This window comes from Gilvimarinus xylanilyticus (assembly GCF_024195295.1).
In the GTDB taxonomy this organism is placed as follows: Bacteria; Pseudomonadota; Gammaproteobacteria; order Pseudomonadales; family Cellvibrionaceae; genus Gilvimarinus; species Gilvimarinus xylanilyticus.
The window spans coordinates 1257614-1273311 of the sequence record NZ_JAMFTH010000001.1; the positions used below are offsets into that span (position 1 = coordinate 1257614).

Sequence of the window (15698 nt, forward strand, 5' to 3'; positions counted from 1 at the left end):
ATGAACAACGACCCATTAACCCTATACGGACAGAGTTTTAACAGCCGCTTTTTGTTAGGCACGGCCCTTTATGAGTCGCCCCAGCAAATGCTGGACAGCGTCGCGGCGGCGCGGGCCGACATAGTCACCCTGGGGCTGCGCCGGCAAAACCCGGCCAGAGGCGACGGCGAACGGTTTTGGCAACATATTCGCGAGACGGGCTGCACTCTGTTGCCCAACACCGCAGGTTGCAAATCGGTAAAAGAAGCCGTGAATCTGGCGCTTATGTCGCGGGAAATATTTGCCACCGACTGGATCAAACTGGAAGTGATCGGCGACGACTACAACCTGCAACCCGACCCTTTCGCGCTGCTAGAAGCAACCCGCGAGCTGATTGCGCAAGACTTTAAGGTCTTGCCCTACTGCACCGATGATTTAATCCTGTGCCAAAAACTAGTCGAGGCGGGCTGCGAGGTGTTAATGCCCTGGGGGGCGCCCATCGGCACCGGACGCGGGCTGCTTAATCGCTATGCCTTGCGAACATTGCGTCAGCGTTTTGACTGCCCATTAATTGTTGATGCGGGCTTGGGGGCGCCGTCACAGGCGGCTGAAGCCATGGAGATGGGATATGACGCAGTGCTGCTTAATACCGCCGTCGCCAAAGCGCAAAATCCTCCGCTGATGGCCCGTGCCTTTGCCGGTGCCATCGACGCTGGGCGCGATGCTTACTTGAGCGGTCTGATGCAGACCCGACAAACGGCTAGCCCCAGCACGCCCACCATAGGCCAACCTTTTTGGCATCAGACGAGTTAGATGTCTGACGTCTGACGTCTGACGTCTGACGCTACAGTATCGCTCGCCAGACAAAGAGCGCGGCGATGCCCACAGGCAGACTATAGCCCACCAGCGATGCGGCCAACTTGGGGGCTAGCTCATAGCGCATCGCGAGCACCCCGGCCGATATCATCGCGGGCATGCCGGCTTCCAAAATCACCACCTGGCGGGCGACGCCCTCACCGCCAAGCCAACCAGAAAACCAATAAGCCAGGGCTGGCTTGGCAATGCAGAGCGTTAGCAACGCGCCGACAAATACCTTGAGATCGGCGCGATCAAGCTTTAAATGCCAGGCAATCCCCACGGCGACCATCACCACGGGCACCAAAGTCCAGGCCACGGCCTCTAAACCTTGCATTAACCACCTTGGGTAGTCCCACCACAACAGGGCAAACGCGACCAGTAAACTGATAAAAGGCGGAAAGCTAAAAATCCGTTTGGCGAGCTGATTGGAGGTGGTGTGTCCGCCGCTGTAACCCACCGCGATGGCTATACCAAAAGTATTCAGCGCCAAAAAGGTGCCAAACTGATCGTAAAGAATCGCGTAGCCAATTCCCTCGGCGCCAACCAGAGCCTCAATAAGCGGAATACCGACAAAGCCTGTGTTACCCAGCGGCAAAACCAATAACAGACAGCCCGTCACCTGGCGAGACAAACTGACTAGGCGCGACACCAGCAAAACGCCCAGCGCAGTCGCAACCATCACCGACCAGGCCACCACCACCGGCAAGAATACACGCGAATCAAATTGCAGTTTGGGAAGTTCGGAAAGAATCAGCGCCGGCAGGGCCAGATTAATAACATAGGCGTTTAATCTGGCCGCTGCCCGTTCGCCCGCCAGGCGCGTAAACTGCAACACCAGTCCAGCGCCAAGACATACAGCAATCAGAACAAAGGGGTTCACCGTCTAGCGGCTACCTTTGCGCGGCGCGCGGCGCGCGCTGCGAACCGGTGCCTGAGATTTCTTTTTACCCGAGAAGGGGTTCTCGCTGGATTTAAACTCTACCCGGACGGGAGTGCCGCGCAAATTTAACGCCCGGCGAAAGGTTTTTTCCAGATAGCGAACATAGTGTGCAGGAACCTTTGCAGTCTGGTTGCCGTGCACCACAATCACCGGCGGGTTATTGCCCCCGGCATGAGCGTAACGCAGCTTAATGCGGCGACCGTTAATCATGGGCGGTTGATGTTCTGAGACCGCGTCCTGCAGAATTTGGGTCAAAAAGCTGGTAGACATTTTATCGGTGGCGCTCTGGTAGGCCTGCTCCACCGATTTATACAAATCCCCTACCCCCGTTCCATGCAGAGCCGAGATGTAGTGGATATTGGCAAAGTCCACAAAGCGCAGACGCCGATCAATTTCATTTTTAACGTATTGCTTGTGACTGTCTTCCAGGCCATCCCATTTATTGAGGGCCACCACAAGGGCACGCCCCTGCTCGATCACCGTACCCATAAGGTGCAGGTCTTGCTCGACTACCCCTTCGCTGGCATCGATGACCAGAATGACCACATTGGCATCTCCAATGGCTTGCAGGGTTTTAACGATTGAGAACTTCTCTACCGCCAGAGAAACATTTTTGCGCCGACGTACCCCGGCGGTGTCGATAATAGTGTAGGCCTTGCCAAAGCGCTCGTACTGAATATAAATACTGTCGCGAGTGGTGCCGGGCAGATCGTAAACCACGACCCGGTCTTCGCCCAGCATCCGGTTCACCAAAGTAGACTTACCCACGTTGGGACGCCCCACAATGGCCATTTTAATGCCCTTGGGAGCGGGCTCTTGCTCGGGCTCGGCGGCCGGCGGAATTTGCTCCAGCACCGACTCCACCATGGACTTAACCCCGCGACCGTGGGTAGCCGTGGTGGCAAAAACTTCGCCCAGGCCCAACTCGTAAAAAGGTGCCAACGCAATATCCGGGTCCATGCCATCAATTTTATTGGCCACCAGATAGGTTTTTTTGCCGCGCTGGCGCAGCTCTTTGGCAATCATATAATCGGCGGCGGTAAGACCATCGCGCGCCGACACCATAAACAGCACAATGTCAGCTTCTTCAATCGCCTGCAATGACTGCCCGGCCATGACGGTATCAATCCCCTCTTCCTCGCCGCTGATACCGCCGGTATCAATCAGAATAAAGCGGTGATCGTCGAGTTGGACCTCGCCATACTTGCGATCGCGCGTCAGGCCGGAATAATTGGCCACAATCGCATCGCGGCTGCGGGTCAGACGATTAAACATGGTGGACTTACCGACATTGGGACGTCCGACCAGAGCAATTACAGGGATCATAGTTTTGGTATCTGCTGATGCCGCCCGCAGGCGGCATGGGGATTATTTTGGCGCAATACGGTAGGCGGCTAATTTGCCGTCGTTGGCCAGAACATAGATAGTTTCGCCGTCGCTCCACAAGGGCGCGCGCACCCCGGAACCATCGATATTAGTGCGGGCGGCAAAGCTGCCATTGTTGCGATTTAATATATGAATATAGCCATCATCGTCCGCCACCGCAATATATTCACCGGCGGCCACCGGTCCGGTTAGCAACCGGCGCAGCATTTTTTCATTGCGCCACTTTTCGGTACCACCATTGGCGTCATAGCTGACCACAGCACTGTTATCTTCGGTAATAAACAGCTCGTTCTCATCGTACCAAAGCTCTTGGTAGCTGGAGGAATCTATCCCCCACAGTGGACGACCGCTGCCACGGCTGATAGCCATTAAGCGCCCTTGATAGCCGCTGACATACAAAATGCCATCCACCAATACGGGGCTCGCCTGAATATCCACCATTTTTTCCAAATCGGAACGTCCCTTGGGCATGGCGACACGCTGCTCCCAGAGAATCAGGCCGTTTTTGGGGTTAAACGCCATCAGGCGGCCGTTGGAAAAACCTGCGTAAATGGCCGATGGCGTTACCACCGGTGATGAGCGTCCGCGCAAGGTCAAGGTAGGCGGGGGGTTATCGTAAAACCACAGTACTTCCCCCGTGCTGGCGTCCAGCACCGACAGACGGCCGTCCAAGGTGTGAGCGGCAACAACCGTAGCGTCTCCCACTGGGGTGGACATAATTTCACTGCTGAGCTGGGTGCGCCACAGCTCGCTGCCATCGTTAATATCCAACGCCAGCACTTCGCCCTCGTCGGTGCCCACTAACAGCTGGCCACTGCCGAGGCCCACACCGCCGGCAAGCACCGTGTCCAAATCGCGATCCCACTGAACTTTTCCAGTCTCGCGGTTAATCGCCGACAGCTCGCCGCGATAATCGGCAACGTACAAGAGTTCGGAATCAAACGCGGGTTCCAGGCGCGTGTAACCATCGCCCTGCCCCACGCCGGTGCCGCGCTTCCATAAACGTTCGATCTCGACGGTGGGCTCGAATTCCACTAACTCCATGGGCTCGGTGCCGTCTTTGTCGCTAAAAAGCGAACAGCCCGACAGCCCCAATACCAATAACAGTGAGATTAATACTCTCATGCCGAAGGCTCCGTGGCAGCGGGCTTGGTATCATTCACTTTCATTTGCAGAACCACATTGCGCTGTTGCTGATCAGTGTCGAGGTTTTCCAGCGCCTGGTTGTAGGCCTGGTTGGCAGCCACTTTATCGCCTTTAAAGTTAAAAATGTCGCCGCGCACTTCGGCCTGCTCGGCGGCAAAGCCTTTTGCGGGGGTATCGCTGACCAGTGCCAGGGCCGCATCATAATCTTCTTTCGCGGCTAGTACCCGGGCTAAACGAATTTTTGCCAATTGCTGAAAGCCCGCATCTTCAGAATTATCTAGCACCCAATTTAACTGAGTTTCGGCGCCTTCTAAGTCCTGGTTTTCAACCGCGGCTTTCGCGGCAAAAAACGCGCTGTTGATGGCGTAGGCCGAATCACTGGCGCTGTCTTTAATTTGCCCGGCCAAGTGGGCGGTGGTCGCTTCCGATTCTTCTCCAGACGCCTCGGAAGTGGCCGAAGCCATCAGCTGTTCATAGTTATCGGAAGCCTGAGCAATACGCTGCTGCTCCGACTGCTGCCAATAGTTCCAGCCAAAATACGCTGATGTGGCAACCGCGACGCTGGCAATGATTGTGGTGCCATACTCTTTCCACAGTCGCTTTAAATTTTCTACTTGTTCTTCTTCGGTCAGATGATCGCTCACAATCTACTCCTAGCGGTTTTCATTCAAATTCGGTTATTTAGAGGATTCTACCAGCGGCTGTAAGAGTGCCGCGACCTCTGTCTGAGCACACACTTGCTGAGGCTTGTCATCGCGCAGATATTTAACCGCGACTTCACCACTGGACGCTTCGTTTTCACCTAAAATAAGGGCCACAGCCGCGCCGCTTTTATCGGCTTTTTTCAACTGGCTTTTAAAGCTTCCGCCGCCGCAGTGCATACACACCCGAAGGCCGGGCACAGACTCGCGCAGCTGCGCCGCCAACATCAGCGCCTGGGCTTGCACGTCGCCCACAGCGGTCAAGTAAACATCCACCGATTGATCCAATTGCTCGGGCACCTCGCCCTCACTTTGCAGCAGCAACACCAATCGCTCAAGACCGATGGCAAAGCCCACGGCGGGGGTATCGCGCCCCCCTAACTGAGCGACCAGATTGTCGTAACGGCCTCCAGCGCACACCGCGCTTTGCGCACCCAACTTGTCAGTCACCCATTCAAACGCCGTGCGGGTGTAATAATCCAGGCCCCGCACCAAACGGCGGTTAACGGTATAGGGGACACCGGCGGCGTCCAAGAGTTGCGTTAAACCGGCAAAATGCTGCTCTGACTCTTCATCCAGATAGTCGGCTAAGCTGGGGCCTGCATCCAGCAATGCCTGAGTGGCGGCGTTTTTGCTATCCAGAATGCGCAGCGGATTGGTCTGCAGGCGGCGCTTACTATCTTCGTCCAATTGGTCTTGGTGATCGCTTAAATAAGCCACCAGGGCATCGCGAAATTTGGAGCGCGCCTCATCACTACCCAGCGAATTTATTTCGAGGCTGACGCAATGATCGAGTTTTAACGCTTTAAACAAATTAAAGCTGAGCAACAAAAGCTCGGCATCAATGTCCGGCCCCGCCAGGCCATAGGTTTCAATACCCACCTGATGGAACTGACGGTAGCGACCTTTTTGCGGCCTTTCGTAGCGGAACATGGGGCCCATATACCACAGGCGCTGAGTCTGGTTATAAAGCAAGCCGTGCTCTTCGCAAGTACGCACACAGCTGGCCGTGCCCTCGGGGCGCAGCGTTACGCTCTCGCCATTGCGATCCTCGAAGGTGTACATTTCTTTTTCTACGATGTCGGTGACTTCACCGATAGAGCGTTTGAATAAATCGGTTTGCTCCATCACCGGAAAACGAATTTCGCTGTAACCAAAACCCGCCAGAGTTTTCTTAATCACCGATTCCAGATACTGCCACACGGCGGTATCCGCCGGCAGCAAATCGTTCATTCCGCGTATTGCCTGAATCTTTTTCAATCTAAACCCTTACTTTGTGCTGTTAAGCCCGGGCGATAATATCTTTATCGGCCTGCTCTTTCTCGGCGGCTTTGCGCCGAATCAATCGTTCTAAATCATCTACCAGGGTATCGTTACCCAATTTGCTGTCGGCCTGACCGTCGACATACACCAAATTGCTGGGGGCACCACCCGCGAGCCCGAGGTCGGCCTCTTTGGCCTCCCCCGGTCCGTTGACCACACAGCCGATCACCGCTACATCCAAAGGGGTGGTGATATCTTCGACACGCTGCTCCAGCTCGTTCATGGTTTTAATCACATCGAAGTTCTGCCGCGAGCAGCTGGGGCAGGCAATAAAATTTACGCCCTTGGTGCGAAGTTTTAGGCTCTTTAGCAGATCCCAGCCGACTTTAACTTCTTCCACCGGGTCGGCAGCCAGAGAAATGCGCAGAGTGTCGCCGATACCGTCCATCAGCAGCGCCCCCAGCCCTACCGCCGATTTAACCGTTCCGGCGCGCAAGCCACCGGCTTCGGTAATACCCAGGTGCAGCGGCTGCTCTATTTCTTTGGCCAACAGCCGGTAGGCCTCCACCGCCATAAAGACATCCGAGGCCTTCACACTGACTTTAAAGTCTTGAAAATCCAGCTTATCTAAAATATCCACATGACGCAGCGCCGACTCTACCAGCGCCGCCGGCGTGGGTTCACCGTATTTTTTCTGAATGTCTTTTTCCAACGAACCCGCGTTGACACCAATACGAATAGGAATGCTCAGGTCGCGGGCTTTATCCACCACCGCGCGGATGCGTTTTTCACGGCCAATATTGCCCGGATTAATACGCAGACAATCGACGCCCAGGTCGGCCACCCGCAAGGCGATGCGATAATCAAAATGGATATCCGCAACCAGCGGAACGCTTACCTGCTTGCGGATTTCACCGAAGGCTTCCGCGGCCTCCATGGTAGGCACCGACACCCTCACGATATCGGCGCCGGCGTTTTCCAGACGCTGAATTTGCCCCACGGTTGCGGCCACATCGCAGGTTTCAGTGTTGGTCATACTCTGAACCGCGATGGGCGCATCACCGCCCACGGGAACATTACCCACCATTATTTGGCGAGATTGACGGCGTTTTATAGGAGACTCATGCTGCATAGTAACTCACACCTATTCCACCGCACTTGCGGTAAAGTTGACCACATTGCCCGCCCCGGATTGGGGGATGCTGATGGTTTCACCATTGACATAAGCGCGCACCCCGGCGCTATTGCCCAGGCGCACGTCGAAAGGCGCTTCACCCTGAACGTCGCTCTGAGTACCGGCTTTTTTAAGCGTTTGCAGCAGCACTTCGCCCGAGGCGTCGATAACCCGAACCCAGCAATCTTGCGCGAAAGCGAGGCTCAGAGTATCAACCGAGGCCAAAGGCTCTGCCGGGGTGTCGGGCGATGCCTGGGGAGTTGTATCAGCGGCTACCAATTCGGAAACATTCGATGCGCTAGGGTCTTCTTGGACGGGGTTTGTGCCTATCGAATCGACCGAACCCTGAAGGCTGTCCGAACCACCGACCGTTTGTGACTCTATGCTATCGCTGACCGGCGCTGGCTCACCAGCCGTAGCCGACACGTCTAGCTCAAGGCTGTCGGCGGCCTCACTGTCATCAATACCCGCTGTATTAAATGAACCCGTATCACTCGCTGCATTCATATCTTGCACCGCCGATGCGGGTTCCAAGTCGCGATTGCTTTGCTCACTGGCAGACTGAGGTAGGCTCGGTGTCTGGACGGGTGACTCGCTCGCGTTGCGATCAGCAAAAAACCAGTAAGCTATTACCCACAACAGTAAAATCAAGACAATTAAAAACAAGCGCCCGGGCCAGGCCGAGCGCTTACGCCCCATTTTCACATTCAGCGACTCGGCCGCGGGCAAAGGCTGCTCTTGTTCCGGCATCAGCTCGCTCAAGCGCTCTACCAAGGGCTCGCTTTCCAGGCCTAAATATTTGGCATAGCTGCGAACATAACCCCGGGCAAAAACCTGAGAAAACATTTTCTCGTATTCGCCTGACTCCAGCGCATTTAGTTTATTGAGCTGAATATTCAGATCACCGGCCACCTGTTCAGCGCTGAGTTTTTGTCGCTCGCGCTCGTATTTCAGCAGTGGCCCGGGATCGAGCTCGTTGAGGTGTTCAGGTTGCGTCATACCGGTTTACTTCTCCAGCATCTGCTTGTATTCCAAATATTCCTCAGAATATGGATAGCGGTTTTTCAATAACAGCGCGTAACTGTCCTCTTTACCCCGGTTGCCAAATATACGCTCAAGCTTGATTCCCAGCAGCAGCGTTTGCGGTGCCGGACGCGCTATTTGATCATAGGCATCTAAGTAGTTTTTGGCTTCGGCATAATTTTTCTGCTCAAAATACAGCGAGGCCAGCTCGTACTTTACGGTCGGCATCGCGGGGTTTAAGCGATTGGCCTGCAAAAATACCGATTCTGCTTTTTCCGGGCGATCCAAGTGCAAAGCCGTACGTCCCAGGTTCACCATGGCCTGAGCGCGGTTGTCGTAGTCGTAGTCGGCCGCCGCCGCTTCAAACTGCTCGTAGGCGTCTTGGTAGCGCTCGTGAGAATACAAAAACACGCCGTAGTTGTTCCGCGCGCGGGTGTAGTCGCGATCCAGCCGCAGGGTTTTCTCGAAGTACTCTTCGGCCATTTCCGGTTCGCCCTCTAACTGATAGAGCATGGCCATCGCGAAGGTCGCGTCCACAGACTTCGGGTCAATTTCAAAGGCTTTGCGCAAATGGTGGCGCGCCGACTCGCGGTTTTGCGAGTCGATATATTTCAATGCCAGGGTGACATGGCTGTCCAGCGCTTTTTCTTCGTCCACTTGGTACTTGGACGGTGGCATAGTGCTGACGCAGGCACTCAATAGAAAAACCAAGCCTGCCAGGATAAAAAGGTTTGCCTTAATCGTCTTGGGTTTTAATGCTCGCGACACAATTCAGCCTCTTGTTGTTATTGAGTGACAATAGTAACCGGCTCCGCCTGGGAAAACTGTGCTTTGTATCTCTGTGACCGTTTTGTGATGTCGTTGACCTCGCCCGCCAACTGCCCACAGGCCGCGTCGATATCGTCGCCACGGGTGGTGCGTACCGTGGTGATGTACCCCTCCTGCATTAAAATATCCTGGAACCGGCGCATGGCATTATTGCTAACGCGCTTATAGTTGGACAAATTAAACGGGTTAAAGGGAATCAAGTTAATCTTCACCGGCACATCGCGCAGTAGCTCTGCCAATTGGCGAGCGTGCTCGGGCCGATCGTTAACGTGATCGATCAAGGTATACTCGATGGTAATTTTGCGGTGGGTATCGGGCAGCGACTCAATGTAGCGCTTGGCCGAATCCAAGAGCATGGCAATGGGGTATTTTTTGTTAATGGGGACCAGCTCATTGCGCAGCTCGTCGTTCGGCGCATGCAGCGAGATGGCCAGGCAGGCATCGGTGTACTCGCGCAGCCTATCCAGCTGCGGCACCACCCCCGAGGTACTGAGGGTTACGCGACGCTTGGAGATCCCGTAGGCGTTGTCATGCATCATCAGATTCATGGCATCGACCACATTGTCGAAATTCATCAACGGCTCGCCCATACCCATCATCACCACATTGGTGACCTTGCGCGGGCCATTGGGCGCCAGCTGACCAAACGATTTGGCCGCAATCCACACCTGGGCAATAATTTCCGCTGCACTCAGGTCGCGATTAAAGCCCTGCTTGCCTGTCGCACAAAAACTGCAATCCAGCGAGCAGCCCACCTGTGAGGACACACATAAGGTGCCGCGCTCGCCATCGGGAATAAACACGGTTTCGACCACACTGCCGCCGGTGACCCGGATCAGAAATTTACGTGTACCGTCGGTAGAATCCAGCTGACGCAAAACCTCGGGGGCGCGAATCTCACACTGACTTTTCAGCTTTTCGCGCAGCGCCTTGCTAATATTGGTCATCTCATCGAAGTTGTCCACGCCCAACTGATGAATCCATTTGAGCACTTGAGCGGCGCGAAAGCGCTTTTCCCCCAAAGTCTCAAAAAACGCCACCAGCTTGGCCTCGGGCAACCCCAAAAGGTTGATTTTCTCGCCCGCTGGCGCTGCGGTGGCATCGGAGTTGGATACAGAGTCGGTCATGGTGTCACCTTCGCGCTCAGCGCGGGTAAATCTCCTGAGAGTTGAAAAAGTAGTCAATTTCGCGGGCCGCCGATTCCGGCGAATCCGAGCCGTGCACGGCGTTGGCACTAACAGCGGTAGCGAAGTCGGCACGGATAGTGCCCGCTTCGGCCTCTTCGGGGTTGGTAGCACCCATCAGCTCGCGGTTGCGCACAATGGCATTGTCGCCCTGCAAGACCTGCACACAGACAGGCCCGGACATCATAAATTCCACCAGCGAGGGGAAGAACGGACGTCCCTCGTGTTCGGCGTAAAAGCCTTCGGCCTGGGCGCGGGTCAGTTGTAGCATTTTTAGCGCCACCACTTTCAAGCCCGCTTCTTCAAAACGAGCCACAATGGCGCCGATATGGTTATCCCCTACAGCATCTGGCTTAATAATCGATAGTGTTTGTTCTTCGGCCATCTGGCACTCCATATTCCATCACACCCGGGCAGTAAACCCGAAAAATTTGCGCTTATGGGGCTAAAACGCGCGCCCTGGGCGAAGCCCTTGACGCCGTTAATATCCCATATACCTAAAACCCGCGAATTATACGCGGGTTTTAGGTATATTTATACGCAATTCAGCCTTTGCCGGGGCTGGCTGCGCGGGTTATTGGGCGGCGATGGCCTGAATTTTCTGCACCATGGCTTTCAGACCATTGCCCCGGGTCGAACTCAGGTGGTTCAGCAAATTAAGCTCGGCAAAATAGGCATCAATATCAAACGCACTGACCTCGGCCGGGGTTTTGCCGTTATAGGCCGCCAACACCACCGCCAGCAACCCTTTAACGATAAAGGCATCGCTGTCGGCGTAAAAGAACAATCGCCCATCGCGCGCCTCACTGATCAGCCAGACCTGGCTCTGACAGCCGCGCACCAGATTTGCCTCGGTTTTGTGCTCCTCCGCCAGAGGCGGGAGCTCTTTACCCAAATCGATAATATACTTGTAACGATCTTCCCAGCCGTCAAAAAAGCCCAGGGTATCGATAATATCGTCGGAGGTTACCTCTACACCAAATTCTGTCACGCCCTGCCCCATTTAAAAAAACATGCCCGTTTCAAGTTGCGCCTCTTCACTCATCATCTCGCGGCTCCAGGGCGGATCGAACACCAGCTCGACCTCTACCTCCTGGACATTGGGCACCCGGCCCACGCGGTACTCGACATCGCCCACCAGCACAGGGCCCATGCCGCAACCGGGCGCCGTTAATGTCATGGTGATACCCACGTGACCTCGATCCTGGTCGATATCCAGGGTATAGATAAGCCCCAGGTTGACCAAATCCACCGGAATTTCCGGGTCAAACACGGTTTTGAGAGCATCCCACACCTGGCTTTCGCGTATTTGGCCATCGCCCGGATCGGTAAAATTCAGCTGTTCGGGCTCCTTGCCGATCGCTTCGGCATCCAGGCCGTCTACCCGCACCATCTGTCCCTGAAAGCTCAGGGTATAGTTCCCCCCCAGCGCCTGGGTGATGGTAACAAAGGTGTCTTTGGGGATTGTCACAGGCGTACCGTCGGGCACTCGCCGTGCAGGGCAGTCAGCCAGAGTGACTACCATTTCGCGTTCTGCGGCCATAGCTATTCCTAACCGATGTTAAAACTCTCTCCGCAGCCGCAGTAATCCCGGGCATTGGGGTTAATAAAGGCGAGCTGCCGATTGACACCCTCGGTGATAAAGTCGATTTTTGTGCCCGAAATCACCGGCAAACTGGCCGGGTCCAGATAGACCTCGACGCCATCGGCCAATGAGATAACCTGATCGCCCGGCTCGGGCTGGGCCACCAAATCCAATACATACATGTAGCCCGTGCAACCGCTTTCTTTGATGGATAGACGCACGCCTTTAGCGTCGCCGCTATCGGCGGCCAACTGCTTTCTAAAATGAGCGGCCGCCTGGTCGGTTATTTCTACCGGAGCGGCTTGCGGATCGAAATCTTGTACCGTCATGGCAAACCTCGCCTTAGGCTAAGAACATTTTGGCTTTCTCGAGGCCCTGCATCAGCGCCTCGATATCTGCCTGAGTGTTGTAGAGACTGAAACTCGCGCGCACGGTTCCCGGCAAGCCATACTGATCCATAATGGGTTGAGCGCAGTGATTCCCGGTGCGCACCGCAATGCCCTGCTGATCCAGAATCATGCCGATGTCTTGCGGGTGAGCAAAGTCGGCGACAAAACTCATTACCGCCACTTTGTTGGGCGAACACCCAACCAGGCGAAAACCACCCAGGTTGTTGAGCGCCAGCTCGGCCGATTGCAACAATTGCTTTTCATGGGCATCCGCCGCCTGGCGATCCAACCCCTGAATAAAATCCACCGCCGCTCCCATGCCAATAGCACCGGCGATATTGGGAGTACCTGCCTCAAACTTGTAAGGCAGCTTGTTGTAAACGGTGCCGGCAAAGCTGACCGACTCAATCATTTCCCCACCACCTTGATAAGGGGGCATCGAATCCAGCAGCTCGCGCTTACCGTAAAGCACACCCATACCGGTGGGGCCGAACATTTTATGGGCCGAAAAAACCAAAAAGTCACAATCGAGCTGCTGTACGTCCAGCGACCAGTGGGCGATAGACTGGGCGGCGTCCAATAACACCTTGGCCCCCACAGCGTGAGCCTTGGCAATAATCTCATCCACCGGGTTAATACTACCCAGAGCATTGGACACATGCCCCACAGAGACCATCTTCACCCGCTCGTCCAACAAGGCATCCAGCGCGTCCAAATCAATCACGCCCAAATCGTCCACCGGAATCGGCTCGACCTGAGCGCCGCAGCTTTCAGCGATCATCTGCCAAGGCACAATATTCGAGTGGTGCTCCATAGCGGAGACCAATACGCGATCGCCCGCTTTTAAATGGGCGCGCCCCCAGCTCGCGGCTGCCAGATTAACCCCCTCGGTGGTGCCTCGTGTCCACAACACCTGCGCGCTGGACTCGGCATTAATAAACGCCGCCACCTTGTTGCGTGCGCCTTCAAACTTTTCCGTGGCCCGATCACTCAGGGCGTGGGCGCCGCGGTGTACATTCGAGTTGTCAAACCGGTAATAGTCAGCGATAGCCTCAATCACGCTTTCGGGTTTTTGCGTAGTTGCCGCATTATCCAAGTACACCAACGGGTGGCCATTGACCTGCTGCTGCAAAATCGGAAACTCGGCGCGTACCGCCTGGGCATCAAAGAGCGTCAAGGGTATCGGCCTCCAACTGCAACAGATCATTTTCGCGGCCAAACTGCTTTGCCAACACGGGCAGCAGATAATTCATAACCGCCTCGTTTTGAATGTTTGAAATAAGTTCGTTAATAAAACCAAAACTCATCATGACCTGCGCCCGCTCTTTGTCGATACCGCGCGTCTGCAAGTAATAAATCGCCTCATCATCCAATTGCGCCACAGTAGCGCCGTGCGCACACTTGACGTCATCGGCGTAAATTTCCAGCTCGGGCTTGGTATCGATTTCGGCGCGGTTAGAGGTCAACAGGTTTTTGTTGGACAACTCCGCCAGGGTTTTCTGGGCGTCTGCAAATATGTGAATGCGGCCATTAAACACCGCTTTGGCGCGATCGCCGATAATGCCGCGAAACACTTCGTTACTGGTGCAATGGGGCACACGGTGCTGGACATTCGTGTGGTAGTCCACCACTTGTCGGCCGCGCGGCATGTAGACACCGTTAAGCTCCACGTGCGCTCCCGAACCGCGATGAATCAGCAGGTAATCGTTGCGGATTAATTCAGCGCCTTTAGCAATCGCAAAACCATCAAAGTGAGCGTCGCGCCCAAGCTCGACAAACACACCCCCGGCGTGGGTAATGCCTTCGTGCTCAAGATTCAGCCGATAGTGCTTAACCCGGGCGTTATCGCCCAAGACAATTTCAGTATGGGCGGTAACGAGATTCGCCTGATCGTCGGTAGCGGATAAAAACTGCTCGACCACTTCAGCCTCGGCGCCCGCCTCTAAAACCACTAGCACCCGGGTGGACGCTAAAAAGCTCTGCTCGCCGACAGAGTAATTAACCACATAAACAGGCTTATCGAGACTCTGCCCCGCTTTTACATGCACCACCAAACCTTCGGCCGAGGTCGCCTCGCCCAGGGCAGCGAACAAATGTGCCGAGCTGTCGGCCAAACGCCCCAAATGGTTTTGCAAAAGCGCTACTTGGTCGTCGTTAACACCGCTAAAGCTTGCCACCTCAGGCGGCAAGCTGTCCGACTGATCCGGGCTATACACGCCATTAATAAACACCAGACGATAGGCATCGACATCTATCAGGTCGGCCTCGGGCACCTTGTAGCCTGAAGGCTCGGGCAGCTGAACGCTTTTGCCACTTAAAGCGCTAAGGGGTGTGTATTTCCACTGTTCAGTGCGACGGTTAGGCCAAGGCGTAGCAGCAAAGCGCTGAGCGCCGCGCTGACGCACACTGGCGAGCCAGTCCGGGGCCTGCTGCGAACCCGCAAGCGCCAAAGCGGCGGTTTGCAAATCCCCCATTAGGCCACCTCGCCTTCAAGCCAGCCGTACCCCTTGGCCTCAAGCTCCTTAGCCAGAGACTTATCGCCAGATTTTACAATCTTGCCATCGGCCAATACATGTACGTAATCTGGAACGATGTAATCGAGTAGGCGCTGGTAGTGAGTCACCACAATAAAGCTACGCTCGGGACTGCGCATGGCATTAACGCCATCGGCAACGGTTTGCAGGGCATCGATATCCAAGCCCGAATCAGTTTCGTCCAAAATGCACAACTTGGGTTCGAGCAGCATCATTTGCATAATTTCGTTGCGCTTTTTCTCGCCGCCCGAAAAACCTTCATTAACGCCGCGCTTTAAAAAACCCTGGTCCAGCTTTACTTTTTTGCTGGTTTCGCGCGCGAGCTTCATAAACTCGACACTGGAAAGCTCGGGCTTGCCCTGATGGGTGCGCACGGCATCGACCGAGGCTTTTAAAAATTCCATGTTGCTGACGCCCGGAATTTCCACCGGATACTGAAACGCCAAGAACAAGCCCGCACGGGCGCGCTCTTCGACGTCCATCTCCAATAAGTTTTCTCCGTCGAATTGCGCCGAACCTTCGGTTACTTCAAAGGCTTCACGACCGGCTAACACGCTACCCAGGGTACTTTTACCCGCACCGTTGGGGCCCATTATCGCGTGCACTTCGCCGGGCTTAACGTCTAAGCCCAGGCCTTTCAAAATCTGTTTGTCTTCTACACTTGCGCAGAGGTTGTTAATGCTCAGCATGATTTCATTGTCTCGTGTT

General features: G+C 55.0%; 17 protein-coding genes. 1 reads left to right on the top strand and 16 read right to left on the bottom strand.

The window, feature by feature from the left end; all coding sequences use genetic code 11:
- On the top strand, positions 1-792 hold the full coding sequence (locus M6D89_RS05325) for a thiazole synthase (RefSeq protein ID WP_253966987.1): 792 nt from the start codon (positions 1-3) through the stop codon (positions 790-792).
- A gap of 31 nt (positions 793-823) precedes the next feature.
- Here the strand turns inward: M6D89_RS05325 and M6D89_RS05330 are convergent, their stop codons facing one another.
- From M6D89_RS05330 to sufC, 16 genes are all read right to left on the bottom strand, one after another.
- Positions 824-1717, bottom strand: coding sequence for an AEC family transporter (locus tag M6D89_RS05330; RefSeq protein WP_336297537.1), 894 nt, complete (start codon positions 1715-1717; stop codon positions 824-826).
- Positions 1718-1720: 3 nt separating this feature from the next.
- Positions 1721-3103 carry a ribosome biogenesis GTPase Der gene (gene der / locus M6D89_RS05335; RefSeq protein ID WP_253966989.1) on the bottom strand — a complete coding sequence of 461 codons (1383 nt, stop codon included), beginning with the start codon at positions 3101-3103 and terminating at the stop codon, positions 1721-1723.
- Positions 3104-3145: 42 nt separating this feature from the next.
- On the bottom strand, positions 3146-4288 hold the full coding sequence (gene bamB, locus M6D89_RS05340) for an outer membrane protein assembly factor BamB (RefSeq protein WP_253966990.1): 1143 nt from the start codon (positions 4286-4288) through the stop codon (positions 3146-3148).
- Positions 4285-4953, bottom strand: coding sequence for a YfgM family protein (locus tag M6D89_RS05345; RefSeq protein WP_253966991.1), 669 nt, complete (start codon positions 4951-4953; stop codon positions 4285-4287). Before M6D89_RS05345 ends, bamB begins: the two co-directional genes overlap by 4 nt.
- Before the next feature lie 33 nt (positions 4954-4986).
- Entirely contained in the window at positions 4987-6270 is a 1284-nt protein-coding gene (gene hisS, locus M6D89_RS05350) for a histidine--tRNA ligase (RefSeq protein WP_253966992.1), read from the bottom strand.
- A gap of 22 nt (positions 6271-6292) precedes the next feature.
- A complete protein-coding gene (gene ispG / locus M6D89_RS05355) occupies positions 6293-7405 on the bottom strand; it encodes a flavodoxin-dependent (E)-4-hydroxy-3-methylbut-2-enyl-diphosphate synthase (protein ID WP_253966993.1) in 1113 nt (370 codons plus the stop codon).
- 12 nt (positions 7406-7417) lie between these two features.
- The gene (locus M6D89_RS05360; RefSeq protein WP_253966994.1) at positions 7418-8446 is read right to left on the bottom strand and encodes a RodZ domain-containing protein; all 1029 of its coding nucleotides are present in this window, start codon (positions 8444-8446) and stop codon (positions 7418-7420) included.
- A 6-nt stretch (positions 8447-8452) separates the two neighbouring features.
- Positions 8453-9238 (bottom strand): type IV pilus biogenesis/stability protein PilW, encoded by a 786-nt coding sequence (gene pilW / locus M6D89_RS05365; RefSeq protein WP_253966995.1) that lies wholly within the window; start codon positions 9236-9238, stop codon positions 8453-8455.
- Positions 9239-9255: 17 nt separating this feature from the next.
- Complete coding sequence (gene rlmN / locus M6D89_RS05370) at positions 9256-10425, bottom strand: dual-specificity RNA methyltransferase RlmN (protein ID WP_253966996.1); 1170 nt, start codon at positions 10423-10425, stop codon at positions 9256-9258.
- A gap of 16 nt (positions 10426-10441) precedes the next feature.
- Positions 10442-10867: a nucleoside-diphosphate kinase gene (gene ndk, locus M6D89_RS05375; protein ID WP_253966997.1), complete on the bottom strand. Its 426-nt coding sequence runs from the start codon at positions 10865-10867 to the stop codon at positions 10442-10444.
- 189 nt (positions 10868-11056) lie between these two features.
- The gene (gene csdE, locus M6D89_RS05380) at positions 11057-11485 is read right to left on the bottom strand and encodes a cysteine desulfurase sulfur acceptor subunit CsdE (protein WP_418930339.1); all 429 of its coding nucleotides are present in this window, start codon (positions 11483-11485) and stop codon (positions 11057-11059) included.
- Entirely contained in the window at positions 11486-12025 is a 540-nt protein-coding gene (sufT, locus tag M6D89_RS05385; RefSeq protein ID WP_253966999.1) for a putative Fe-S cluster assembly protein SufT, read from the bottom strand.
- 8 nt (positions 12026-12033) lie between these two features.
- Positions 12034-12396, bottom strand: coding sequence for a HesB/IscA family protein (locus M6D89_RS05390; protein ID WP_253967000.1), 363 nt, complete (start codon positions 12394-12396; stop codon positions 12034-12036).
- A 13-nt stretch (positions 12397-12409) separates the two neighbouring features.
- Complete coding sequence (locus tag M6D89_RS05395) at positions 12410-13663, bottom strand: aminotransferase class V-fold PLP-dependent enzyme (RefSeq protein WP_253967001.1); 1254 nt, start codon at positions 13661-13663, stop codon at positions 12410-12412.
- Positions 13620-14930 carry a Fe-S cluster assembly protein SufD gene (sufD, locus tag M6D89_RS05400; protein ID WP_253967002.1) on the bottom strand — a complete coding sequence of 437 codons (1311 nt, stop codon included), beginning with the start codon at positions 14928-14930 and terminating at the stop codon, positions 13620-13622. The genes M6D89_RS05395 and sufD overlap by 44 nt, the downstream gene beginning before the upstream one ends.
- Complete coding sequence (gene sufC / locus M6D89_RS05405) at positions 14930-15679, bottom strand: Fe-S cluster assembly ATPase SufC (protein ID WP_253967003.1); 750 nt, start codon at positions 15677-15679, stop codon at positions 14930-14932. The genes sufD and sufC overlap by 1 nt, the downstream gene beginning before the upstream one ends.
- Between the last annotated feature and the right edge of the window lie 19 nt (positions 15680-15698).

What these genes read in the sequence shown, in the direction of transcription:
- M6D89_RS05325 (WP_253966987.1), top strand. Translation starts at nt 1, where the DNA reads ATGAACAACGACCCATTAACCCTATACGGACAGAGTTTTAACAGCCGC.
- der (WP_253966989.1), bottom strand. Translation starts at nt 3,103, where the DNA reads ATGATCCCTGTAATTGCTCTGGTCGGACGTCCCAATGTCGGTAAGTCC.
- bamB (WP_253966990.1), bottom strand. Translation starts at nt 4,288, where the DNA reads ATGAGAGTATTAATCTCACTGTTATTGGTATTGGGGCTGTCGGGCTGT.
- ispG (WP_253966993.1), bottom strand. Translation starts at nt 7,405, where the DNA reads ATGCAGCATGAGTCTCCTATAAAACGCCGTCAATCTCGCCAAATAATG.
- M6D89_RS05360 (WP_253966994.1), bottom strand. Translation starts at nt 8,446, where the DNA reads ATGACGCAACCTGAACACCTCAACGAGCTCGATCCCGGGCCACTGCTG.
- rlmN (WP_253966996.1), bottom strand. Translation starts at nt 10,425, where the DNA reads ATGACCGACTCTGTATCCAACTCCGATGCCACCGCAGCGCCAGCGGGC.
- ndk (WP_253966997.1), bottom strand. Translation starts at nt 10,867, where the DNA reads ATGGCCGAAGAACAAACACTATCGATTATTAAGCCAGATGCTGTAGGG.
- csdE (WP_418930339.1), bottom strand. Translation starts at nt 11,485, where the DNA reads ATGGGGCAGGGCGTGACAGAATTTGGTGTAGAGGTAACCTCCGACGAT.
- sufT (WP_253966999.1), bottom strand. Translation starts at nt 12,025, where the DNA reads ATGGCCGCAGAACGCGAAATGGTAGTCACTCTGGCTGACTGCCCTGCA.
- M6D89_RS05390 (WP_253967000.1), bottom strand. Translation starts at nt 12,396, where the DNA reads ATGACGGTACAAGATTTCGATCCGCAAGCCGCTCCGGTAGAAATAACC.
- M6D89_RS05395 (WP_253967001.1), bottom strand. Translation starts at nt 13,663, where the DNA reads ATGATCTGTTGCAGTTGGAGGCCGATACCCTTGACGCTCTTTGATGCC.
- sufD (WP_253967002.1), bottom strand. Translation starts at nt 14,930, where the DNA reads ATGGGGGATTTGCAAACCGCCGCTTTGGCGCTTGCGGGTTCGCAGCAG.
- sufC (WP_253967003.1), bottom strand. Translation starts at nt 15,679, where the DNA reads ATGCTGAGCATTAACAACCTCTGCGCAAGTGTAGAAGACAAACAGATT.